Annotated in this window: 22 protein-coding genes; 7 read left to right on the forward strand and 15 right to left on the reverse strand. The window is 64.7% G+C overall.

Annotation, left to right across the window (positions count from 1 at the left end; genetic code table 11):
* The first annotated feature begins 23 nt into the window (after positions 1-23).
* Positions 24-866 (forward strand): IclR family transcriptional regulator, encoded by an 843-nt coding sequence (locus OOZ51_RS14625; RefSeq protein ID WP_265980470.1) that lies wholly within the window; start codon positions 24-26, stop codon positions 864-866.
* A 178-nt stretch (positions 867-1,044) separates the two neighbouring features.
* Here OOZ51_RS14625 and OOZ51_RS14630 read toward each other — a convergent pair whose 3' ends face one another.
* Both OOZ51_RS14630 and OOZ51_RS14635 read right to left on the reverse strand, forming a co-directional pair.
* The gene (locus tag OOZ51_RS14630) at positions 1,045-2,526 is read right to left on the reverse strand and encodes a purine-cytosine permease family protein (protein WP_265980472.1); all 1,482 of its coding nucleotides are present in this window, start codon (positions 2,524-2,526) and stop codon (positions 1,045-1,047) included.
* A 135-nt stretch (positions 2,527-2,661) separates the two neighbouring features.
* Positions 2,662-3,423 (reverse strand): FadR/GntR family transcriptional regulator, encoded by a 762-nt coding sequence (locus tag OOZ51_RS14635; protein ID WP_265980474.1) that lies wholly within the window; start codon positions 3,421-3,423, stop codon positions 2,662-2,664.
* Between the two features lie 94 nt (positions 3,424-3,517).
* On the opposite strand from OOZ51_RS14635, the gene OOZ51_RS14640 reads away from it, so the two are divergent.
* The 4 genes from OOZ51_RS14640 (at position 3,518) to OOZ51_RS14655 (ending at position 8,184) form a co-directional block, all read left to right on the forward strand.
* Positions 3,518-4,396 carry a carbon-nitrogen hydrolase family protein gene (locus tag OOZ51_RS14640; protein ID WP_265980475.1) on the forward strand — a complete coding sequence of 293 codons (879 nt, stop codon included), beginning with the start codon at positions 3,518-3,520 and terminating at the stop codon, positions 4,394-4,396.
* A 10-nt stretch (positions 4,397-4,406) separates the two neighbouring features.
* Positions 4,407-5,756, forward strand: a complete 1,350-nt coding sequence (locus tag OOZ51_RS14645; protein WP_265980476.1) for an APC family permease — start codon at positions 4,407-4,409, stop codon at positions 5,754-5,756.
* Between the two features lie 28 nt (positions 5,757-5,784).
* Positions 5,785-6,585, forward strand: a complete 801-nt coding sequence (locus OOZ51_RS14650; RefSeq protein ID WP_265980477.1) for a carbon-nitrogen hydrolase family protein — start codon at positions 5,785-5,787, stop codon at positions 6,583-6,585.
* 147 nt (positions 6,586-6,732) lie between these two features.
* Positions 6,733-8,184 (forward strand): purine-cytosine permease family protein, encoded by a 1,452-nt coding sequence (locus OOZ51_RS14655; protein WP_265980478.1) that lies wholly within the window; start codon positions 6,733-6,735, stop codon positions 8,182-8,184.
* A gap of 27 nt (positions 8,185-8,211) precedes the next feature.
* Here OOZ51_RS14655 and OOZ51_RS14660 read toward each other — a convergent pair whose 3' ends face one another.
* Positions 8,212-9,693 carry an arylsulfotransferase family protein gene (locus OOZ51_RS14660; protein WP_265980479.1) on the reverse strand — a complete coding sequence of 494 codons (1,482 nt, stop codon included), beginning with the start codon at positions 9,691-9,693 and terminating at the stop codon, positions 8,212-8,214.
* Between the two features lie 407 nt (positions 9,694-10,100).
* Here OOZ51_RS14660 and OOZ51_RS14665 point away from each other — a divergent pair, with 407 nt between their 5' ends.
* Both OOZ51_RS14665 and OOZ51_RS14670 read left to right on the forward strand, forming a co-directional pair.
* The gene (locus tag OOZ51_RS14665) at positions 10,101-10,349 is read left to right on the forward strand and encodes a helix-turn-helix transcriptional regulator (RefSeq protein ID WP_265980480.1); all 249 of its coding nucleotides are present in this window, start codon (positions 10,101-10,103) and stop codon (positions 10,347-10,349) included.
* A complete protein-coding gene (locus tag OOZ51_RS14670; RefSeq protein WP_265980482.1) occupies positions 10,346-11,620 on the forward strand; it encodes a type II toxin-antitoxin system HipA family toxin in 1,275 nt (424 codons plus the stop codon). Before OOZ51_RS14665 ends, OOZ51_RS14670 begins: the two co-directional genes overlap by 4 nt.
* A 38-nt stretch (positions 11,621-11,658) precedes the next feature.
* Here the strand turns inward: OOZ51_RS14670 and OOZ51_RS14675 are convergent, their stop codons facing one another.
* The 12 genes from OOZ51_RS14675 to OOZ51_RS14730 are packed head-to-tail and all read right to left on the reverse strand — an operon-like array spanning position 11,659 to position 21,709.
* Complete coding sequence (locus OOZ51_RS14675; RefSeq protein ID WP_265980484.1) at positions 11,659-12,831, reverse strand: flagellar hook protein FlgE; 1,173 nt, start codon at positions 12,829-12,831, stop codon at positions 11,659-11,661.
* A 46-nt stretch (positions 12,832-12,877) separates the two neighbouring features.
* Positions 12,878-13,354, reverse strand: a complete 477-nt coding sequence (locus OOZ51_RS14680; RefSeq protein ID WP_265980485.1) for a flagellar hook assembly protein FlgD — start codon at positions 13,352-13,354, stop codon at positions 12,878-12,880.
* A gap of 16 nt (positions 13,355-13,370) precedes the next feature.
* Positions 13,371-14,891, reverse strand: coding sequence for a flagellar hook-length control protein FliK (locus OOZ51_RS14685; RefSeq protein ID WP_265980486.1), 1,521 nt, complete (start codon positions 14,889-14,891; stop codon positions 13,371-13,373).
* Complete coding sequence (locus OOZ51_RS22405) at positions 14,891-15,559, reverse strand: C40 family peptidase (protein ID WP_323054760.1); 669 nt, start codon at positions 15,557-15,559, stop codon at positions 14,891-14,893. The genes OOZ51_RS14685 and OOZ51_RS22405 overlap by 1 nt, the downstream gene beginning before the upstream one ends.
* Complete coding sequence (gene fliJ / locus OOZ51_RS14695) at positions 15,556-16,032, reverse strand: flagellar export protein FliJ (RefSeq protein WP_265980487.1); 477 nt, start codon at positions 16,030-16,032, stop codon at positions 15,556-15,558. The genes OOZ51_RS22405 and fliJ overlap by 4 nt, the downstream gene beginning before the upstream one ends.
* Positions 16,029-17,360: a FliI/YscN family ATPase gene (locus OOZ51_RS14700; RefSeq protein WP_265980489.1), complete on the reverse strand. Its 1,332-nt coding sequence runs from the start codon at positions 17,358-17,360 to the stop codon at positions 16,029-16,031. The genes fliJ and OOZ51_RS14700 overlap by 4 nt, the downstream gene beginning before the upstream one ends.
* Positions 17,357-17,977, reverse strand: coding sequence for a FliH/SctL family protein (locus tag OOZ51_RS14705; RefSeq protein ID WP_265980491.1), 621 nt, complete (start codon positions 17,975-17,977; stop codon positions 17,357-17,359). The genes OOZ51_RS14700 and OOZ51_RS14705 overlap by 4 nt, the downstream gene beginning before the upstream one ends.
* Positions 17,967-19,001 (reverse strand): flagellar motor switch protein FliG, encoded by a 1,035-nt coding sequence (gene fliG / locus OOZ51_RS14710; protein WP_265980492.1) that lies wholly within the window; start codon positions 18,999-19,001, stop codon positions 17,967-17,969. The genes OOZ51_RS14705 and fliG overlap by 11 nt, the downstream gene beginning before the upstream one ends.
* Positions 18,998-20,632: a flagellar basal-body MS-ring/collar protein FliF gene (fliF, locus tag OOZ51_RS14715; RefSeq protein ID WP_265980494.1), complete on the reverse strand. Its 1,635-nt coding sequence runs from the start codon at positions 20,630-20,632 to the stop codon at positions 18,998-19,000. Before fliF ends, fliG begins: the two co-directional genes overlap by 4 nt.
* Complete coding sequence (fliE, locus tag OOZ51_RS14720) at positions 20,632-20,976, reverse strand: flagellar hook-basal body complex protein FliE (protein WP_265980496.1); 345 nt, start codon at positions 20,974-20,976, stop codon at positions 20,632-20,634. The genes fliF and fliE overlap by 1 nt, the downstream gene beginning before the upstream one ends.
* Positions 20,976-21,368, reverse strand: coding sequence for a flagellar basal body rod protein FlgC (locus OOZ51_RS14725; RefSeq protein ID WP_265980497.1), 393 nt, complete (start codon positions 21,366-21,368; stop codon positions 20,976-20,978). Before OOZ51_RS14725 ends, fliE begins: the two co-directional genes overlap by 1 nt.
* Positions 21,368-21,709 (reverse strand): flagellar basal body rod protein FlgB, encoded by a 342-nt coding sequence (locus OOZ51_RS14730; protein WP_265980498.1) that lies wholly within the window; start codon positions 21,707-21,709, stop codon positions 21,368-21,370. Before OOZ51_RS14730 ends, OOZ51_RS14725 begins: the two co-directional genes overlap by 1 nt.
* Positions 21,710-21,813: the final 104 nt, after the last annotated feature.

The following is a 21,813-nucleotide window of genomic DNA, read 5'->3' on the forward strand; positions in this document are numbered from 1 at the left end:
AATCGGGGGCGTATTCTTGGACAATGAACAGTCATTCCGTGCGGCCCAAGGCGCCGGCTGCAGCCCAGGTGTTGGCGGTTCTCAGATACGTCGCCGGACAAGCCGGCCCGGTTAGCGCGTCCATCATTGCGCGCGATGTTGGATTGCCTCGGTCCACCACGTATCAGCTCATAGCCTCCCTGATCGATGACGGCTTTTTGGTCCATCTTCCGGAGGAGCGCAAATATGCCTTGGGTGTGACCGCCCATGAGTTGGGGACGGGGTATTCGCGGCAAGCTCCGATCCAGCGGATTGCCCGGTTCCCGCTGTCCCGGCTCGTCGCCCGAACCCGCCGGACTGCCCATCTTGCCGTGATGCACGGGCGAGACGTCGTTTACGTGATCGAGGAGCGGGCGCCGCGGCAACGGCCCTTGGTCACGGACACCGGGGTCCGGCTTCCGGCCCACCTGACGGCCAGCGGGAGGGCGATGATGGCACAGATGGACTCCGCCCAGGTGGCTGCGCTTTTCCCGGGACCGGAGGCTTTCGCGGAGCGCCACAGCAACGGCCCACAGTCCTTGCCGGCGTTGCAGGATCTCTTGGCGCGGGCACGGTCGCTCGGATATGCATGGGAGCAGGACGAGGTCACGGAGGGGTTTTCCTCTGTTGCCGTCGCTGTCCTCGACCGGCAGCGCTATCCGGTGGCCAGCGTGACGTTGACGGTGTCGAACCGGGCGTTTCCTGGCGGAAGCGCCAGGCACCGGGGCAAGGACGCCGAGACCGCCGAGGAAAGGGCCGTCCGCATCGAAGACGTCGCCCGGGAGTGGATTCCGGAAGTGACCAGATGTGCCAGGGAAATTTCCCGCCGGTTGGGCACCCAAGCCTGATCCCGACGTCGTTCCGTCTGGTAGCGGAGGGGACGCTCGCTCACATATGCCGCCAAATACCAGGACGCTCGCTCACCTCAAGTGAACGAGCGATCGCCGAAAACACCCCATAAGTGAGCGAGCGTCTGAGGAAGCCCCCGGCCGCTCTTGCGGTCAGGGGTCTCCTTACTTCAGGTGGCTAAACTACTGCGGTGTTCGGCACTGAGCCGGCCAGCGGAACTACTGCCTCCGAGCCGGGTTCCGTCGGATAGACCATCTCGGCCGGAGCATTCGAATTCCTCTTCGCCAGCGGGTAGAACACGATTGCCGTGACCACGAGGCCTACGAGCCAGGAGATATCCGCCCCGCCTAGCAGCTCGGTCATCGGACCCGTGTAGAGGGTCTGGGCCAGGAACGGGATCTGGACGACGATGCCGATCGCGTAGCTGAACAACGCAGTCTTGTTCCAACGTCCATAGCGACCGTTCACGTCGTAAAGGGCCGGAATGTCAACCTTTTCCTTGGAAACCAGGTAATAGTCCACGAGGTTAATCGAGCTCCACGGGATGAATACCATCAGCAGGAGAAGGACGAAGTTCTTGAAGTTGGCAATGAAATCAGGCGAAGCCAGCACGGCGATGAGTACCGAGAGTCCGATAAAGCCGATCACATAGGCGAACCGGGTCCATGAGGCTACTGCCGACTTACGAGTGAACGCCGTGACCGAAGTAAGCATGGTCATGTAGCCGCCGTAGGCGTTCAGCGTGTTGACGGTCAGCTTTCCGGTCACGACGACTAGGTAGATGACCACGGCGATCAGTCCGCCGCCGCTCAAATTCCCGAGGAAGGCGACTTGGCCGTCCAGGAACCTCGCACCCTTAGGCAAGGCAAGGGCAGCGAAGAGCGCGCCGAGGGTCATGGACCATTGGGAACCAAGCACCGTCCCGAAGTATGCCGACATGAAGGTCTTGCGTACGGGGGTGCTGGAAGGCAGGTACCGGGAGTAGTCGGCCACGTACGGACCGTACGTCAGCTGCCATCCGGCGCCGAGCGAAATGGCGAGCAGGAAGGTCGGAAACTCGAAGCCGCCGGCTCCCAAGAGTGCACCCACGTCCTGGCTGGTCAACAGCCTGATGCCCAAGTAAGTGAAGCCGAGGATACCCACGACGGTCGCAATCCGGCCCAACATGTGGATGTACTTGTAGCCCAGGGTCGCCACGACGATGGTCAGCACCCCGAAGACGATCATGCCCACGGCCGGGGTGCCCGTGTGGAGGATGAGGCTGATCGCCTGCCCGGAAAGGACGGTACCGGTTGCTGCGAAGCCGAGGTACATGACGACCACCAGCACCAAGGGAATCACCGCCCCGAAGATTCCGAACTGCGCCCGGCTGGAAATCATCTGCGGCAAGCCGAGCTTCGGCCCCTGGGCCGCATGAAGCGCCATGACAGCGCCGCCCACGAGGTTTCCGATGAGGAGCCCGATGATCGCCCACAACGCATCCGCGCCGAACAGTACGGCCAAGGCGCCGTCGACAATGGCCGTAATCTGCATGTTCGCGCCGAACCAGAGCGTGAACTGCTGGCCAGGCGAACCATGGCGTTCATTTTCCGGGACAAAGTCAATGGAACGACGCTCAACGCGCGGCCCAACCGTTCCCGCTTTTCCTGTGGCCTGCATGCCTGTTCCTCACTTTGACAACCGAAGTCCGATGTCCCCAACTGAGAATCAATCAGAGCATGCGAAGTGACGGCTATCACCGAAAGGCGGGCATGTTTAGTCCGATATACCGGACGCTAAGGCCATAGTTGTGATTTACCCCGTTTGGCGGCCGTCCTCGCCGGCCAGACCCATGAACATCGTCTTGTGCAACACGTCTACGTGCCGCCGCGACACCTCCACCGCACCGCGATCGTCCCGCGCCCGCAGCGCGTTCACGAGCGCAATGTGGTCCTGGTTGGATTTGTGCAGGAGCTCGATCGGGTACGGGATGAAATAGGCATAGAGCTCCGCCAATGTCTCGTTGTAAGCGTCCACCGCCGGACCCAATCCCGAGGACACCGCAACCAGCTGGTGAAACCGCTCGTCGGCCTGGTGATACTCGGACCAGTTGGTCGATCCGGCCATTTCATGGGTAAGCCGCTCCAGCTCGTCGAGTTGCTCGGCAGTGGCATTGACCACGGCGAAATGCGTGACCGCGCATTCGAACAGCAGCCGCCGGTCCACCAGCCGGTTCACGGCGCGGGATTCGGCGGGCGACGCGGCAAGCTCATCCAGGACAGTTCGCGGCGGCTCGTCTGCGACAAACGTTCCGCCACCGCGTCCGCGACGGCGGACCACTACACCCTGATCGGCGAGGCTTGCCAAGGCCCTGCGTGCGGTGATCGGACTAACGGAGAGACCCAGCGCGACGTCCTGTTGGTCCGGCAGCCGTTCCCCTGGCTGGAGCAGCCCAAGGGAAATTGCCATGCCGATTCGCAGCCGCACGGCGTCGATTGCGCTCCTGCGGTCGATTCCGAGCAACGGCGCGGCTCCGATGGGTGATTCGCCGGTGGTGTCCTCGAGCTGGCTGGTCATATCCGCTACTTTACGGGGCAAAATCCATCTTCCTTTTATTTGATCATTATGATCTAATATGAGGCGAGTCACAACGACAACGTGGAGAAAAACAGTGCAACGCATCCTTCCCCTCATCGCCGCACAAGCGCCGCCGCGATTGATCGGTGAGCCAATCCAAGCCTTCGCCGCCGAGGTCGCCGCCGCCGTCGCGACCCAACCGCAAAGCAAGCTTGTGGTCTTCCCGGAGCTGCACCTTTTCGGGGATTCCTACCCGGACCAGCAGCGCACGGAGGTGCTGCAAGACTCCGCAGAGCCGCTCGACGGTCCGCGAGTCAGCGAACTGCGGCGGCTGGCGGCAGACCTAGGTATCTGGCTGGTTCCGGGCAGCGTGTGCGAGCGCGGCCCGGAGGGGCAGTTGTTCAATACCCAGTTGGTCCTCTCCCCGGAAGGCGAGCTTGCCGGCTACTACCGCAAGGTCTTCCCGTGGCGCCCTTTTGAGCCCTACGACCCGGGCGACCGATTCAGCACTGTTGACCTGAAGGGGATCGGCAGGGTGGGCCTGAACATTTGCTACGACGCCTGGTTCCCCGAGGTATCCCGTCAGCTGGCGTGGATGGGCGCCGAAGTCATCCTTAACGTCGTCAAGACCACGACGCCGGACCGCAAGCAGGAACTCGTCCTCGCCAAGGCAAACGCGATTGTGAACCAGGTCTTCATGGTCAGCGTCAACTGCGCGGGGCCGACCGGCAAAGGCCTGAGCCTGATTGTCGACCCCGAGGGAAACACCATAGCCGAGGCCGACGACGACGCGCCGACCCTGCTCACCGCGGAACTGGACCTTTCCGCCGTCGAGCATGTCCGCACTCACGGGACCGAAACCCTCAATCGCCCCTGGTCCCAATTCCGCCCCGGCGAGCCCGCCATCGACCTGCCCATCTACCAAGGCCGCATCGACCCGGCCACCTGGACCCCGCGGTCCTCCAACCTTTAAGGAACCACCGGTGACAACGCAACCGAGCCTCACGCGCGCCCTCAAACTGCCCTCCCTGGTCCTGTTCGGGTTGGCTTATCTGACCCCGCTGATCGTGCTGGCGATATTCGGAGTGATCGCCGAAACTACCGGCGGAGCATCGCCGTCGGCGTATCTGGTGGCTATGGTCGCCATGCTCTTCACCGCCCAAAGCTATGGACGCATGGCCGTTGCCTATCCGGTGGCCGGCTCCGCGTACACCTATATCCGGCGCTCCATCGATTCCCGGATCGGATTCCTGGCAGGTTGGGCTGTCCTGCTGGACTACCTGTTCCTGCCGATGGTCATCTGGCTGATCGGGGGCTCCTACCTCACAGCGCAGTTCCCCGATATCCCCATCGGGGTCTGGATTGTCGCGTTCATCGCCATCACCACGCTGCTCAACGTGGTTGGCGTCAAGGTGGCGGACAAGGCCAACTACCTGCTGATGGCGTTCCAGCTTCTGGTGATCGTACTGTTCGTTGCCCTGTCTGTTGGAACCCTGCTTTCAACCTCCGGTGCGAGCGCCCTGGTCAGCACAGCTCCCTTCTTCAACGACACGTCGAGTTTCGACAAGATCACCGCCGGAGCCGCCATCGCCGCGTACTCGTTCCTCGGCTTTGACGCGGTATCCACCCTCACCGAGGAGACCATCGAGCCGAAGAAGACCGTCCCGAAGGCGATCATGCTGGTGGCACTTATCGGCGGCGCGATCTTCGTCGTCGTTTCCTACACCACGCAGCTGATCCATCCCGGCGGGGTCTTCGACGATTCGGCATCGGCGGCTTCGGACATTGCCTTGAAGATCGGCGGGCAGCTCTTCGGTGCCGTTTTCCTGGCGGGACTGGTCGTATCGCAGTTTGCCTCCGGGCTCGCGGCACAAGCCAGCGCCTCACGCCTGCTCTACGCCATGGGCCGGGATTCCGTCCTGCCCAGGAAGGTCTTCGGAGCGCTGAACAAGTCCTTCCACACGCCGGTATTCAACCTGGTCATTACCGGCGCAGTTGGACTCATCGCCATGTTCCTGGACGTTGCCACCTCGACGTCGTTCATCAACTTCGGCGCCTTTACGGCCTTTACCCTGGTCAATGTCTCGGTTATTGCCTACTACCTGCGCCAACGGCGCTCGAGGAACCGGCTCAGCGTATTGTTCTACGTGGTCATGCCGGCGGTGGGAGCCATCATCGACGGTTTCCTGCTCTCCCAGTTGGATTCGAACGCCATCACCCTTGGGCTGATCTGGCTCTGCGTCGGCGTCGTGGTCCTGGGAATCATCACCAAGGGATTCCGGAAGGCACCCCCGGAGATGGTGATGGAGGAAAAAGAAGCCGCCCTGGTGTGATGGCGGATCACTGAGAAGAAGGAGTGCAGTGCGCATCACCCTAGCCCAGATCGATTCCGGCACGGACGTCGACCGCAACCTCGAGCTCATCGAGGACTACTGTGCCCGGGCCGCCCAAGAAGGGTCCGACCTCATTGTGTTCCCGGAGTACTCGACGTATGAGAAGAACCGGGTGGACCGGAGCTTCGTGGACATGGCCGAACCCCTTGACGGTCCGGTGGCCACAAAGCTCTACGCGACGGCGGCACGTCACGGGATCACCGTCGTCGCGGGCCTCCTCGAAGCTTCCGAGGAACCGGAGGCACCCGAGGCACAGGACCGGGCCTTCAACACTCTGGTGGCCATCGGTCCAGACGGCACACGCCTTGCCAGCTACCGGAAGATCCATCTGTTTGACTGCCAGGGATTCCGCGAGTCGGAGTACATCAAACCGGCGCCGGAACCCGTACCCGTCACCTTTTCCTGTGGCGGAATGACGTTCGGATTGATGACCTGCTACGACTTGCGCTTCCCCGAGTTGGCGCGCATCCTGGCCGAGGCAGGGGCCCAGGTGCTCCTCGTCTGCTCGTCATGGGTTCCGGGCACGGCAAAGACCGAGCAATGGGCCACCTTGGCCAAGGCCCGGGCGATAGAGAACGGCATGTACGTGGCTGCTGTCTCCCAAACTCCGCCCGTGTCTATCGGCCACAGCATGTTCGTCGATCCGCTGGGCACCGTGCTGCAGAACCTCGGCACCGGGCCCGCCATTGCAACGCTGGACCTTTCACCGGATGCGGTCCAGGAAGCCCGGGAGCAGTTCCCCACCTTGAAGCACCACCGGCTCCTCTGAAGTGCAGCCCGCTCCTCTGAAGTGCGGCCCGCTGTCGCAGCGGGACTCCCTGATCCGTCCAAACACGAATCTCGCTGCTCTTTTGGGCGGCCGCACACTGTGCTAAACCAAAGTCAAGATGCACCCACGCATCGAAGGAGAAACGCCATGAGCACAACCACGGATAAAGGATCGGGCCGCGGGCTGGAGATCCGGTCGATCGACTACGTTCCGCTAAATGAGCGGCACGGCAAGGTCTCCCACATCGGACCGCTGTGGTTCGTCAGCAACGCCCAGATCGCTACCCTGGCCGTGGGCCTGATCAGCATCACCACCGGCGGAAACCTCATCTGGTCGCTGCTGGCGATCGCCATCGGCGTCCTGGTCGGCACACTGTTCATGGCCGCGCACTCCTCGCAAGGTCCCCAGCTCGGCCTGCCCCAGATGATCCAGTCCCGGCCGCAATTCGGCTATATCGGCGCCCTGCTGGTTTGGCTCTTTGCCTACCTTCAGTACGCCGGATTCAACATCTTCAACACCATCCTGGCCGGCCAGGCCATCTCGGAATCAGTGAACTTCGGATCCCAAAACCTCTGGTTCTGGGTGGTGACCATTGTGGCCGTCGTCATCGCCTTGTTCGGCTACGACCTCATCCATGCCTTCGAGCGCTACCTGACGTACCTCACCATCGTCATGCTGGCCCTGCTCACGATTGCAGCCGTAAAGCTGGCCATACCTGCCGGCGCATACAACCTGGCCGACTTCCATCTGGTGCCGTTCCTTGGCCAACTGGGCGTCGCGGCCGGCTACCAGATCTCCTGGGCCATCTACGTCTCGGACTACTCCCGCTACCTCCCGCCAGCCAGTGGTCGCGGCACCTTCCGATGGACGTTCTGGGGCAGCGCCCTCGGTGGTATTTGGGTGATGTTCCTGGGCGCGTACATTGGCGCCGCAGCCGGGGAGAACTTCGAAACCATCGGCTCAATCAAATCCACTGCCGACCAACTCTTCGGCGGATTCGGTGGCATCGCGTTGTTCGTCGCCGCCTTGGGCTTGCTTTCCGTGACTGCCTTGAACATGTACGGCGGTTCGCTGACCCTGATATCGTCCATCGACAGCGTGCGGCAGATCCGGCCGACGCTGAGGCTCCGGATCATCACGATCTCCATCACCGCCCTGATTTCCGTGGTCCTGGCGAACCTTGCCTCGGCCGACTTCCTGGCCAACTTCAACGACTTCCTGCTACTGGTGCTGTACTTCTTCATTCCGTGGACGGCAGTGAACCTCACCGACTACTTCATTGTGCGCAAGGGCCACTACGCCATCGCGGAGATCTTCAAGCCCGATGGAATCTACGGCCGGTGGGGTTGGGCCGGCATCATTTCCTACCTCGTCGGCTTTGTGGTGATGATTCCGTTCTTCTCCGCCGGGAAGCTCTTCGTCGGGTTCATAGCCCACGCCATCGACGGCGCCGACATCTCCCTGTTCATCGGACTCCCCGTCTCCGCTGGGCTGTACTGGCTGATGACCCGGCGTATCGACGTCGACGCCGAGACCCGCTTGGCCAAGGCGGAGGCAGACGCCTTGGAGGCTGCCGCGCACGAACACATCCTGCCGTAACGCCGTCGGGAGTTACGACGGCGGGAGTCACGCCGTCGCGATGACCGCGGAACTCGCCAAAACAGCGCCGGACTTGTCCAAAGCCTCCACGGCCGCCCTCGGCGCGGCGGCAACCGCCGTCGACGTTTCAAAGCCGCGGCGCGGAACAGTCACGGCTTCGGACATCGAGCCGGGGCCGGTTCCGGTCAGGAACCTCCACTTGGCAACCTCGGTTGCACCATTCCAGCTCGCGTAGAGCTGCATCGTGGATCCGTTGCCCGGAATTGCGGCGATATCGGGGACGGTGCCGGGCCGGCCGGTCCATGGCGAGCGGTAGGTGCGATAGGAAGCATCGCCCAGCCCGGTGGCCTCGAATACCGCGTTTCCATCTGGAGTGAATTCGGTGGCGGCAGGGTCCGCTCCCCAACCCACCAAGACGTGTCCGTTGTCCAGGAATTGCAGGTTTCCTTCGGCGTCACCCCGGTGGCCACCCCTGCTGAACTCTTGCATTACGACGGCGGTGCGCGCCTTTTCGTCGACTGCGAGCAGTAGCCCGCGGGACGTCCCTGTGTTGCCCTGGTTGTAATGGTTGTCAAACATGCTGATGATGCCGTTGGGCCGGCGTCGAACATCGTGCTGCCAGGCGAAGACAGACTCCGGAGTCATCGCGAAATCACTGCGTTTTCCGCCCAAACGCCACCGGATATCCCCGTCCGGGCGGCCTACCAAGTAGGCGGTGTGCGTGTGGCGGGACGACACGAGAAGTGCGTCCCCGCTCTCATCCACGGAGTTGAGGTGGAAGGGATCGAACGCTTTCGCGGCGCTGGAGCCATCGGCCTTTGGATTGTCTGACGGGCGCAGGTACGACTCGCTCACGTCGACGTGGTCTGAGGCAGTCCAATCGAAGAGGACGGCGCCGGAGCGGATGCCGATTTCCTGGACATGGCAATCAAATATGTAGCCCTGCGCGGGTCCGCCCACCGACGTCAGGTCCCGCCCGACGGTTGGGTAGGAGATCATCAAGGCCGTCCCGGCAGGAGTGATCGTGAACTCATGGAGATCCGCTTGCAGCCCGTTGCCTGCATTGACTTCGGCTACGGTGCGGTAGCGGGTGTCCTTGATGATGCCCTTTCCTTCACCGTGTCCCCCGGTTCCGGTGCCAGTCCAATAGCTCAACACCGCTTGGCCCTCGAAGACCTGCACCCGAAGGTCAGTCACTCCAGAGCCCGTCGGTTCCATCCACACAGGCTCCCCACGGTTGTCCATGATCAGGCCGTTGGCGCCGTGGCCCATCGGCCCGATGAACAACAGGCCCGCACCCGTGGGTCCGGTAAACCAACTGGCAACGTGCGGAGCCGTTAATGCAGTAGAGACGAAGCTGCGGATCACAGGCGGGGACGCCGTCGTGGTCGAAGACGGCGACGGTGACGCTACTGGGGTAGGCCGGGGAGCTGTGACCGAGGCCGGGGCTCCCGGCAGCACGCCTGTCCTGGCGATGCCCAGCCCCGCAACCACGCCCGCGCCTGCCATCCCTGCCCCTGAAAGAAACCTACGACGGCTCATCCTGAAGCGGGTCTCGCTGTCTTCCCGCGGGGCAGGTCGGTCGCCGCTCCCAGACACCGTATTCCGCTCCACCCCCTCAGGATAGAACCGGAACACAGTGCGGGAACCGGGCGTTAGCTGCAAGTTTGCCGTAAGAGGGCAGGGCGGGAACTCGGGTGTGTGGGGCAGGCTGTCGCGGCGTCACGCAGAGCAGGTTTTTGTTGATTCTCATCGACCGCGAGCCCGGGATTCCGGGGTTTGAGCGAGGTCGCGGTGCCAAGAAGTTGCCTCGCGTGACACGGTCCAGCGCGTATGCCAGATCTGTCACAAATCACCATTGTGGGCAAATGGGCCATATCTGGCACAAATGGAGGTGAGGCGCGTATGATCAATATATGTCACAAACTCCGTTTTACCGGGCTGTCGACGCAGTCTCCCTGGGGCGGGCCATCAGCGATGCCCGAAAGGAAGCGTCCCTGACCCAACAGGAGCTGGCGGACCGGCTCGGCACCGCCCGCCGGACCATAGTCAGGCTCGAGCACGGCGAAGCGGTCTCCGTCGTCGTCGCCATGGACGCCATCCGGGTGCTAGGCCGCGACGTCGCCCTGATCCCCCGGTTCGCGAAGCTGCAGGTCAAGCCGTGAGCCCGCGGAATAATAGCCTGGAAGTGTTCCTGCACGGGGAACACATCGGGGTCCTGACCGGAAGCGGCCTGAGGATGTCCTTCCGGTACGACCCGGACGTCGTCGCCGAGTACGGCGCCTCTTCCATCCTGCTATCCCTCTCGCTGCCGGTGGATCGGAAGAAGATCGACGGCACCGCGGTGTACAACTTCTTTGACGGGCTCCTGCCCGAGGGCCAGGTCCGTTCCCACCTCGCGTCGGAGAACAGACTCTCGACGCCGGATGCCTTGGGGCTGCTCGCCATCCTGGGCGCCGACTGCGCCGGCGCCGTCCAGGCGCTCCCGGCAGGTACGTCCCCTGATGACCCGGCCGACTTCCAGCTGATGACTGTCGAGGAGGTCGTCGGCGTCGTCGAGGCGCTGCCGACCTGGGATCTGCCCGACGACTTCGCGATTACCGCTTCGCTGGGCGGCATTCAGTCCAAGGTGCTGTTAAGCCGGCACGGTGACGGCTGGGCGTGGCCGGGCCGCGGGGCAGTGTCCACCCACATCTTCAAACCGGAGCCGCTCGATTCGCCGGTGCCGCACCTGCTCGCCTCGGAAGACTGGGCGCTGAAGGTGGCCGCTGCCGCCGGACTGCCCGCCGCACAAGCACATCTGGAGACTTTCGGGTCCCGCCAGGCAATCGTCGTGACCCGGTACGACCGGACTCCGGACGGTGGCCGGCTGCACCAGGAAGACTTCACCCAGGCTCTGGCGCTGGCCAGCACCTCCAAATATGAAACCTCCGCTGCCCCGCCGTCCCGCCTGACCCAGCTCGCGCGAGCCGCGGCACCACACACCAGGGACGACCGGGAGTTCCGGCGCGGACTGCTGCGGGCCATCACCTTCAACCTCGTGATCGGCAACGGGGACGCGCACTCGAAAAATTATTCGTTGCTGCTCCGGGACGGCGGCGAAGTGATGCTCGCCCCGCTTTACGACATCGCCCCCACCCTGCTGCTCTATGCCCCGAGCAACAACGCCGGCCATGTCGTGGGCGGCCAGTCCAGGCTCAACTACCTCACCCTGGACCACGTCATCCGCGAAGGCGTTGCGTGGGGCATGGACGCCGGGGATGCGCGGGCGACGGCGGTTGCCGTGCTGGAGTCGGCGGCCACGGCGGCGGCCAAGGTGCCCGCACCGGAGGAGATTGGCTTCCTGGGCGAACTCATCGCAGCGCGGGCCGGCGAACTGCTTGAGGGCGGGACGGCCCGCCGCGCCCTTGCCGGTCAGACGCCGGCGGCCACCTGACGTTTCGGACACGGACCGCGCGCTGAGGGCGGCCGGGATTACCGCTTCAAGTTGCTCAGCTCCTGTAGTACCTCGTCCGAAGTAGTGATGATGCGGGCGTTGGCCTGGAAGCCGCGCTGGGCCACGATCAGGTTGGTGAATTCCTGGGACAGGTCCACGTTGGACATCTCTAGTGAGCCGGCAGTCAGGGTGCCGATTCCGGCGTCGCCCGGTGCGCCCAACTGGGCCGTGCCGGAGTTGGCGCTGGCCACGTAGGTGGAGTTGCCCGCTTTCTCGAGGCCACCGGGGTTGGTGAAGCGGGCAAGTGCCACACGTGCAAGGACCTGCTTGCTGCCGTTGCTGAACGAACCGATGAGCGAGCCGTCCCCGCCCAGGGTGAAGGACTCGAGCTTTCCGGCCTCGGAGCCGTTCTGGCTGCCGACGGTGAGCGTGCTCATGGCGGCGAAGCCGGTAACGGTGGACATGTCCACCGTTACCCCGCCGACCGTCATGGTGCCGCCCGAGGTCAGGGCACCGTTCGTGAACGCGAGCGTCGAATTTCCTGCGGCGCCGTTGGCGTCTGACCCGGCCACATCCCAGCCGGCCGCAGAGCGGCTGAACGTCAGCTTCAGGCTGCGGGAGGCGCCGTCGGCGTCGTACACCTTGACCTGGCGCTCCACACTGGCCCCGACGGCGGCGTCGGACGGCAGGTTGCCGTCCAGCGAAGTCTTGGTGGTGGCGACGGCGGCTGCCGTGGTGTTGGGCGAGAGCGCGATGGGCCCGACCGGACCTCCCACGTTCACGGCGCCGTTGGCCGCGGACCACCCCTGGAGAATGCCGCCGTCGGGGCTCACAAGGCGGCCGGCGGCGTCCATGTCGAAGGCGCCGGCGCGCGTGTAGAGCTGCTGGCCGCCCTTGCTGGTGATGAAGAATCCGTCGCCGGAGATCATCATGTCCGTGGCACGCCCGGTGTTCTGCGATGAACCCTGGCTGAAGTTGGTGCTGACCGCCGCCACGCGCACACCCAAACCGATCTGGGCCGGGTTGGTGCCGCCGGTTTCGGTCTGCGGAGCGCCGGCTCCCTGCGTCATCTGGGAGAGCGTGTCCTGGAACTGGGTGGAAGAAGCCTTGAAACCGGCCGTGTTCACGTTGGCGATGTTGTTGCCCGTGACGTCCAGCATGGCCTGGTGGGCTCGGAGGCCGGAGATTCCGGAGTACAGCGAACGAAGCATGGTGTGGCCTTTCTTCGGGTGGTTCGGGGCGGAAGTTTGTGGAGCGTCAGGCGGTGGGTGCGGGCGAGGCTGCAGCGGTGATCCCGCTGATGGAATCGAGCGGAATGTTCACTCCGCCGACCGCCACGGTGGGGACTCCCCCGGCGAAGGAAACCGAGCCCGCCACGCCGGATCCCTTGGTTCCGTCGGCGAGCGCGTAGCTGATGTTGTGGCCGATGATCTGTGCCGCAGCAGTCCGCATCTGAAGCGAGAAACTCTCCTTCGCGCCCGTGGAGAGCTCGGTCATTTTCTCCATCATGGACAGCTGGATGGTCTGGCCCATCATCTGGTTGGTGTCCATGGGCGCGCTAGGGTCCTGGTTCTTAAGTTGTGTCACCAGAAGGGACATGAACATGCTCGAGTCCATGGTCTGCGCCGGTTTGGGCGCGGTGGTTCCAGAAGCTGCGGTTCCAGGCGCTGCGGTTGCAGGCGCTGCGGTTGCAGGCTGGACTCCGCTGTTTGCCGCGATGGCTTGGATGGTCACTATTGGTTCTCCTTCATCAGACGAGAATGTCCAGGCTGCTGGTACTGCTTCGGGGAAGTACGACGGCGGTGCGCGGCAAGCGAACGGGCTCGCCGTCGCTGCCCCGTGGGAAGGCCGGGCTTTCCGCCGGACGCCTGTCGCGTGTATCCGAGCCCGCGCCGGAATCGGCCGGGGCGTTGTGTTCGGACAAGTCGAGGCTGGCGCCGAAACCGGATTCCCCGAGCCCGCGCCGTAGTTCCGGCAGGATGCTGCGCACTGCCTCCCGGCCGGCTTCCCCGGGGGCGAACAATTCGATCCGCACACCCGCGCCGTCTATGTGGGCCCGAACAGTCAGCGGACCCAGGTCTTCCGGGGACAACCTCAGCGTCATCACGTGCCTTCCCGGCTCCCCCGCTGCAAGGGAGAACAGCGGTCCGCTTACCTGGGGAAGCAGCTTGGCTGGATCTGCCTGCGGTGCCGTCGTGGCCACGCCCGGAGTAGCGGCCGAAGGAACCTGTTGGAGGGGCGCCGCTGGCTGCAGGACAGCCGGAATTCCGGCCGGAATGCCTGCCGTGGCAGGAGTACCTTGGCCGCCGAGCAGTTTCGGGTCCTGTTGCGTCCCCGGTTTCCCGGAAGGAAGTACGACGGCGGTGCCTGCCGCCCCTGCCAAGGCTGCGGTGGTGCTGGCGGCAGCTTCGGGGCTGGCGAGGGCCGGGCCGGCGGGCGCAGGGCTGGCGGGGGCAGGGCCGGCGGCTGAAGCAGCTATTGGCTGGACAGGACCCGGCAGAATTGCGCGCGGCTCGACCGTACTTGGGCCCCGGTTTCCGGCCGGGAGCGCTGCCGGCGCCGGAGAGGCAGGGACGGAAGCAGCCGGGGTCTTCCAAGGGGCAGTGTTCCCCGAAGGCAGGGTGCTTCCCAAAGACTGCAAGTTCCCCGCAATTATCGCAACACCATCCGGCCCCGAAGGAACTGTCGCATTCACCGGCAGCGTAGCCGGCCGCATGGCCGAGCTGAGCCCGCCAGAAGCCGATCCCCCGGCCACAGCCGCAACATTGCCTGTTGCCACGGTGCCCGCGACCGACTCGAGCGGACCGGCGGCGGGAGAAACACCCTCTTTGCCCGGCGCGAGGCCCTGCCCGAGGCCCGATGCAAGTCCTTGCGCCGCAGCACTTCCGGACGCGAGGCCGGAAATCGCGAGTCCGCTGGGAGCACAAGCTCCCGCAGCGGCCGCCGCATTCGCGGGATCGGCCGTACATTGGGCGTCCTTCGCTTCTCCCTGTTTATCAGGGCGGGGTTCAACAGGGCGGGGTTCAACCAGGTGGGACTCAAGAGAGCGCGCAACCGTCCCGGAACCGTCGGCGGCAGGCTTTCCCGGCCCGCCGTCGTCGGACGCTGGCTGGTCCTTCGCCCCGGACGGCTTTCCGCCGGAAGCGGTCGCGCCGGACGCCAGCACACCGCCCATCACGGAATCAAAACCGGCGGCCGAGCCGGAATGCGGAGCCGACGCAGTTCCAGAAGACGGCAGACGGGGAGCTGCAGTGGCGGGAGGCAACTGCATCACGAACCTCCCGCGGGCACAATGCGGCGGATCGCGGTCAGATTGGACTGCTGCTCCCACGCATCACGGATCTGGATGGTCTGTCCGGGGACGGGGGCGTCGATCGCTTTGCCGTTGCCTAGATAGATGGAGATGTGTTCGCCGCCGAAACTCACCAGGAGGTCGCCGGGTTTGGCTTGGGCCAAGGACGCCACCGGGGTGCCCTTCTGCATTTGGTCGCTGACCACGCGGGGCAGGTCGACGCCCAGGTCCTTGAAGACGCGTTGCACAAAGCCAGAACAATCCATGCCTACCGCGGGGTTCGTGCCGCCCCAGACATAGGGCACGCCGACGTACTTCTTGGCGGCGGCCACCACGGCGTCGCCCGTGACTCCGACAGTGGCTATTCCGGTGCCGACGCCCGAAAGCGCACGCGCTCCCGCTACACCGCTGAGGCCTGCAGCGCTCCCGAGCCCCAGGGACGAAGCGAGTTGGCTCATGTCCGGCGCCGTCGAGCCCCCGACGGCCGTGCTCAGCGCCTGCGCGAAAGATGCCGCGTCCCCGGAAGAAACCGCACTGGCTGAGGCGGCGGCCGTCCCCGTGGAGGACTGCGGGCGTACACCGTGAGTCAGTGACTGCAGCATCGACTCGATGCTCTGGATGCGCCCGATGGCCTCGGTCATGCTCATGAGCCAGCCTTCCGCGCTGCAGGAGCCGCAGCGGGATGGACTGGAGCCGGCTGCGCCGAACTGCGGTGCCACGCGGAAGAAGCAATCTCGTCCAGCACGCCTTGTTCAGCGCGCAGCGCGGAAGCCTCGAAGGCGGCTCCGTGACGGTCTTCGAGCTTCTCAAGTCCCACCGCTCGGCGCTTGGCTTCGGTGTATTCCTCGCGAGCCTCGGCTGCTTCCGCCTCCGCGCTGGCGGCCAAGGCGTCAAGTTCGGCCAACATGCTTTGCGCAGAAGCACGAGCGGCGGCGATCGCCAACAATGCGGCGGAGCTGCCGGCATTTCCGGTGGACTCAGCTAGTTCCTCGCGCGCAGTGGCCCGGCGGGACCGCAGGGATGCGGACCGGGCGTTGGCACGGGCCAGTCCACTGGCGGCGGCGTCCTGCTGGGTCTGGCGCAGGCGCAGAAGCCCGGCCAAGGAGAATTGACGGTTCACACGGCTCCTTCGAGGCTTGCTGAGAGTCGGAAGAGTTCCGGCCAGGACTCGCTGTATGGGGTGGATTCGTCCATGCGTTGCTGCAGGAACCCGTTGATGGCGGCTTCGTGGTCCAGCGCCGCATCAACCAAGGGATTGCTGCCACGGTGGTAGGCGCCGACGTCGATCAGGTCCTGGGCGCTGCGCCGCGCGGCGAGGACCCTGCGCAAGGATGCTGCGAGCGCCGTGCGATCGGCCGTGTTGACCTTGGAGGCTACACGGGACACGGAACCGAGCACGTCCACTGACGGGAAGTGCCCCGTGACGGCGAGCTTCCTGTCCAAAACCACGTGTCCGTCCAGGATGGAGCGGGCTGCGTCGGCGATCGGTTCGTTGTGGTCGTCGCCGTCCACCAGCACCGTGTAGATACCGGTCACGGAGCCGGTTTCGGCAGTGCCGGAACGTTCCAAGAGCCGGGCCAGCACGGAAAAGGTCGACGGCGGGTAGCCGCGCGTGGCGGGCGGCTCACCGGCAGAGAGGCCGATTTCGCGCTGGGCCATGGCAACGCGGGTGAGCGAATCCATCATGAGCACCACGTCCTGGCCGGCTTCACGGAACGATTCGGCGATCCTGGTGGCCGTGACGGCGGCGCGCAAGCGCATGAGGGCGGGCTCGTCGGACGTCGCAACAACAACCACGGAACGTGCCAGGCCTTCCGGGCCAAGGTCGTCCTCCAGGAATTCGCGAACTTCACGGCCACGCTCCCCCACCAAGGCAATCACGGAGACTTCGGCATCCGTGCCGCGGGCGATCATGGACAGCAGCGAGGACTTGCCAACGCCCGAGCCTGCGAACAACCCCATGCGCTGTCCGCGGCCAAGCGTGGCCATGGTGTCCAGGACGCGGACGCCGGTCTGCAGCGGGGTGTCTACCCGCGCGCGGTGCATGGCTGACGGCGCCTCGTTGTCCAAGGGGACCATGGGACTGGCAGGCAACGGGGCTTTGCCGTCGATCGGACGCCCCAGCGCATCCAGCACGCGTCCGAACAGACCGCGTCCGGTCGGGACCAGGATCGGGCTGCCCTTGGCACGTGCCGCGTCTCCCGCGGCCACTCCGGTCAACCGTCCCAGCGGCATGCAGCGCACGGCGCCGCTGAGCGAGGCGACCACTTCGGCGTCGAGCCCGGGGGCCTCGCCCACGGTCACCAGATCTCCCACGGCACAGTCCAAGCCGGAAACTTCCAGGCCGAGGCCAAGCACGGATGTCACCGTGCCCACGCGCTGTGGGGCCGCGGCGGCGAGGGCTGCGCCGAACCGGCCAGCGTGCGGCCGGTACGCCGTGAGGCTCATGCGTCGTTCCCCCGCAGGGCCGCTTTGGCCCTGTCCAAAGCGGTGTTGAGCCGGGCGTCGATCCAGCCCTGCGGATATTCCGCGATCGCGTCTCCGGGGTTCAGTGCCGGATCGGCTTTGAGTTCGACGCCGGCCACGTTCCCGGCGTCGACGGCGGCCAGCGCGGCAAGGTCTGCCGGGTGGAGGCGGATGGCAGTCACGGTTTCCAGCCCGGACACGGCTCCGAGGGCACGGGCGAGAGCAGCCCGGGCGGTGTTCTGGCCCTTGTCGAGTTCATAGCCAAGGATGGCTTCGGCAAGCTCGATCGCACTGGCCGCCAACACATCCTGCGCTTTTTCCAACGCAACGCCACGGTATTGACGGGTTGCGGCTGTGGCTGCTTCGAGCGCACGGACAGCTTGCGCTACCGTCTGCCGCCCGGCGTCGAGCATTGCGCGGTGTTCAGCCTGGAGCTGGTCGCGAAGGCGCTGCTGTTCCTGCGCCGCAGCCTTGATGCCTGCAGCGTAGCCTGCTGCGTGTCCTTGGGTGTAGCCGCTGTCCTTCTTGCGGGACCGCTCAGCTGGCTGGATGTCAGGGAAGACGACGCGGGCGAAATCGGTGGAGGCGTCAGTAGACATAGTCGTCCTCTTCGCCGCGCCGGACCACGATTGCACCTTCGGCTTCCAATTCGCGGATCGAGCGGACAATCTCCGCGCGGGCCTCTTCAACCTGGGACGCGCGGACAGGCCCGGCGGAAGCCATCTCGGCTTCGAGGATCTCGAGGTTCCGGCCGGACACGTTGGTGCGCACCGCTTCGAGCACTGCTGTAGGCGCGCCCTTCATGGCGACGGCGAGCACTTCGGCGTTGACTCCTCGCAGGATCTGCTGGATGTCGCGGCGTTCCAGTTTCACGATGTCCACGAAGGTCAGCATCCGGGCGCGCACCTCCGTGGCCAGCTCCGGGTCGAGGGTCTCCAAACCGTCCAGTACGGAGCGTTCCGTGTTGACATCGGATCGGTTGATAATGTCGACCAGGGGTTGGATTCCACCGACAATCTCGCTCGATTTCCTTTGCGACATGACCGCACCGGCACGCACTTTGAGGGTCTCGGCCACGATTCCCACGGCTTCCGGCGACGCCATTCCCATCGTGGCGATGCAACGGGCCACCTCGCTCCGTTGGACGTCGCCCAGACCGGCCATGACCGCGGAGGCCTTGCCCGGCCGCAGGTGCGCCAGGATCAAGGCAATGGTCTGGGGCATCTCGCTGTCGATCAGGGCCAAGAGTTGCCCGGAGTCCATCATTTCCAGGAACTCGAACGACTTCCCGGCCATGGTGGATGCAAGGCGGTCCATGAAACCTGCTGCTTTATCCGCACCGAAGGACGCTTCCAAGAGCCCGACGGCGAATTCCTGGCCACCGCGGGCAGTCCGGCGTCCGCTGACCGCAAGTTCGTGGAACTCGGTCATGACGTGGTCCGCCACTGCCGAGGAGACGCGGCGCAAGCGCACGATCTCGGCGGCAATGTCTTCAGCCTCGGACTCTGAAAACTGGGTCATGACGGAGGCCGCACTGGCCGGGCTCATCTGCATCAGCACCACGGCCACCTTCTGGGCACCGGTCAGGCCGCCTACCTCCAAGCCGAGCTCTCCGGCCCTCATACCGGCTGCTTTTCGTCCATGAGCCCACGCAGGTACTCGGCGGTCCGGGCCGGGTTTTCGGCGACCATGGCTTCAATCTGGGCACGCCGCCGCTCGCCGTCGAGCGCTTCGGCGCCTGGTATCGGCAAGGCAGGCATGGGCAAGGCCGGAACGGGATGCACCGGGGGCAGCTCAATCGCCGTCGTCGAGGGGGGCCCTTCAAGGGCCGGTGTCGTGACCGCAAGGGGAAGCATCTCGTAGTCAAGCCGCTCACCAAGGTCAACTGGTTCGCGTTGCTGCCTGCGCCGCAGGAGGATGAGCACAAGCACAATCAGGGCAACTACTGCCAGCAGGATGCTGCCCGCCAGGATGAGCGTATTCACCAAATCCGACTGTTGCTTGGCATCGGCTTGGGCCTTGGCCGAGCCCAGCGCTTGTGCGGCTGCGTCCGCAGCCGACGTGCTGAAGGGCAACACTTCGACAGTCACCACGTCGCCGCGCGCAGGATCGATGCCGGCGGCGGAAGTCACCAGTGCCTTGATCGAGTTGATGTTGAGTCCTGCAGCCGCGGACTGGTTGATGGCGACGGAGATGGTTTGGCGCTTCACGGCACCTTGGGGAATGGTGCGGTCTTCGGTGACCTTGTTGACCGCGTTGTTCTTGGTGGTGTCGCTGGAGTCGAAGGTTCCGTTGCCGTTGGTCCCGCCGGGCACAGCGATGTTGTCCGGTCCCAGGACGCCGGACGCACCGCCTCCCGTTCCGGTGAACTTCTCTGTCTTGGTGGTCTCGCTCAGCGGAACAGCGTCCTTGGCCGCGGAGAATGTCTCGCTGCGCTGTTGCGCGGATTCTGCGGTCACGTCGGCGGCGACGGCGACGGTGGCGTTGCCGGGTCCTACCACCTTGTCCAGCACGGCCCGCACCGAATCGGACGTGCGCTGCTGGTAGTCGGTGGCCTGTTTGGACGAGGAGCCCGTGGCTCCTCCACCCACCGTGGAGAGGACGTTGCCCTGCGAATCCACCACGGACACATTCGTTGGCTTCAGGTTTTCGATCGAGGCGGACGTCAAGTGCACAATCGCCTGGACCTTGTCCGCGGACAGGGTCACGCCCGGCCGTGTTTCCACGAACACGGATGCCGTGGCGTCCGGGGATTTGTCCACGAATACTGTTTTTGCCGGAATGGCGAGCTGCACGGCGGCGGTCTTGACGCCGTCCATGGCCTGGATGGTGGTAGCGAGTTCGCCCTCAAGCGCGCGCTTGTAGGTGACGGATTGCTGGAACTCGGAAGAGGTCACCCCGAGCTTGTCCAGCAGCGAATAGCCCGTGGCGGCGGCCGCCGGAAGGCCCGCTGCCGCTGCCTTCAGCCGCTCATCGTTGACCTTGTTGTCGGGAACCAGGATGGTGGAACCGCCATTGCTGAGCTCATACGGAACATTGTCCTTGCGCAACTGCTCCACGATCCCGTTGGCGTCGGTGTCCTTCAATCCGGAGAAAAGGGGCGAGTAGGACGGTTTGCCCAACCATGCTGACAGGGCCACCCCGCCCAGGACCAGGACTGCGATGCCGATGATGGCGATGGTGCGCTGCCCGGCGGTGAACCCCTTGAATCCATCGCCGAGCTTGCGAAAGAAAGCGGCAATCTGTGGAGGCATCAGGCCTGCATCCTCATGATCTCGTTGAACGCGTCAACGCCCTTGTTCCGTACCGTGGCCACAAGTTCCAAAGTGATCTGGGCGCGTGTGGCCGCGATGGTCGCCTTGTGGATGTCATCAAGGTTGCCCGTCACCGCGGACACAGCCAGCTGGTTCGACGTCGATTGCAGTGACTGGAGGTTGTCCACGGCGCCGGTAAGCGCGGTGGCGAAGCCGTTGCCGCCCGCCGCCCCGGCCGTTCCAGTGGCGTTACCTGTGCCACCCGCGTAGCCGGTGCCGCTGACGCCCTGCACGCCAAGCCCGTTGCCAGCGCCTTGAATTGCACCGATCGGGTCCAATGCCATCAGGATTTTCCTATCTCAAGCGCTGCCAGGTAAGTCTCGCGGGCGCGGTCCACCACCTGGGCGTTGGCCTGGTAACCGCGTTGGGCCACAATCAGGGAACCCATCTGTTCGGCGATGTCTATGTCCGGATAGCGGACGTAGCCTTGGGCATCGGCCAGCGGATGGTCAGGTTGGTACACGAGCCTGCCCGTTGCACTGCCTTGAGTGGTGGCCTTGACGTAAACGCCGGTTCCGTTGCTGCCTTCGGCGGCCTCGATGTAGCGCGCTTGGAACGCCTTGCCGTTGGTGCGGGTCGCGGTGTTCATGTTCGCCAGGTTGTCCGAGACGGCGTCGAGCCACTTGCGGTGCACGGTCAGGGCGGAGCCGGCAATGCCGATCGCATCAAAGGTCATCAGCTGGTCCTCATGGCGGTGCGGAGGGCCGTGAATTCGCTGCTGGCGGCCCGGGCCGCGAACTGGTACCGGAGCACGGTGTCGATGTTGGAAAGGGTTTCGGTGTCCAGGTTCACGTTGTTGCCGTTGAGCTGGGCGGGCTCCTGCGACGTCGAGATCGTGGATGCGGCGTACCCGTCACCTGAGCGCACGGAGGCTGCGAGGGCGTCTTCGAACTGGACCCTCTTGGCGTGGTAGTTAGGGGTGTTGATGTTCGCGATGTTGTTGGCGATGGTGCGCTGGCGCAATGTCAGCCCGTCGAGCGCGCTACCAAGGGCAACAGAAGTCACTGAATCGAACACGACGGCCTGCCTTCGCGAATAGATATGAAGAGGCCGATCCGTGGCCGCGCATCGAGCGATCCCTGCTCAACTTCCACCATCGGCACCTACAGGGCATCCGTTAG

The organism is Arthrobacter rhizophilus (assembly GCF_026241105.1).
Taxonomy (GTDB): Bacteria; Actinomycetota; Actinomycetes; order Actinomycetales; family Micrococcaceae; genus Arthrobacter.

What these genes read in the sequence shown, in the direction of transcription:
- OOZ51_RS14625 (WP_265980470.1), top strand. Translation starts at nt 24, where the DNA reads ATGAACAGTCATTCCGTGCGGCCCAAGGCGCCGGCTGCAGCCCAGGTG.
- OOZ51_RS14630 (WP_265980472.1), bottom strand. Translation starts at nt 2,526, where the DNA reads ATGCAGGCCACAGGAAAAGCGGGAACGGTTGGGCCGCGCGTTGAGCGT.
- OOZ51_RS14635 (WP_265980474.1), bottom strand. Translation starts at nt 3,423, where the DNA reads ATGACCAGCCAGCTCGAGGACACCACCGGCGAATCACCCATCGGAGCC.
- OOZ51_RS14655 (WP_265980478.1), top strand. Translation starts at nt 6,733, where the DNA reads ATGAGCACAACCACGGATAAAGGATCGGGCCGCGGGCTGGAGATCCGG.
- OOZ51_RS14660 (WP_265980479.1), bottom strand. Translation starts at nt 9,693, where the DNA reads ATGGCAGGCGCGGGCGTGGTTGCGGGGCTGGGCATCGCCAGGACAGGC.
- OOZ51_RS14665 (WP_265980480.1), top strand. Translation starts at nt 10,101, where the DNA reads ATGTCACAAACTCCGTTTTACCGGGCTGTCGACGCAGTCTCCCTGGGG.
- OOZ51_RS14675 (WP_265980484.1), bottom strand. Translation starts at nt 12,831, where the DNA reads ATGCTTCGTTCGCTGTACTCCGGAATCTCCGGCCTCCGAGCCCACCAG.
- OOZ51_RS14685 (WP_265980486.1), bottom strand. Translation starts at nt 14,891, where the DNA reads ATGCAGTTGCCTCCCGCCACTGCAGCTCCCCGTCTGCCGTCTTCTGGA.
- OOZ51_RS22405 (WP_323054760.1), bottom strand. Translation starts at nt 15,559, where the DNA reads ATGAGCATGACCGAGGCCATCGGGCGCATCCAGAGCATCGAGTCGATG.
- OOZ51_RS14700 (WP_265980489.1), bottom strand. Translation starts at nt 17,360, where the DNA reads ATGAGCCTCACGGCGTACCGGCCGCACGCTGGCCGGTTCGGCGCAGCC.
- OOZ51_RS14705 (WP_265980491.1), bottom strand. Translation starts at nt 17,977, where the DNA reads ATGTCTACTGACGCCTCCACCGATTTCGCCCGCGTCGTCTTCCCTGAC.
- fliG (WP_265980492.1), bottom strand. Translation starts at nt 19,001, where the DNA reads ATGAGGGCCGGAGAGCTCGGCTTGGAGGTAGGCGGCCTGACCGGTGCC.
- fliF (WP_265980494.1), bottom strand. Translation starts at nt 20,632, where the DNA reads ATGCCTCCACAGATTGCCGCTTTCTTTCGCAAGCTCGGCGATGGATTC.
- fliE (WP_265980496.1), bottom strand. Translation starts at nt 20,976, where the DNA reads ATGGCATTGGACCCGATCGGTGCAATTCAAGGCGCTGGCAACGGGCTT.
- OOZ51_RS14725 (WP_265980497.1), bottom strand. Translation starts at nt 21,368, where the DNA reads ATGACCTTTGATGCGATCGGCATTGCCGGCTCCGCCCTGACCGTGCAC.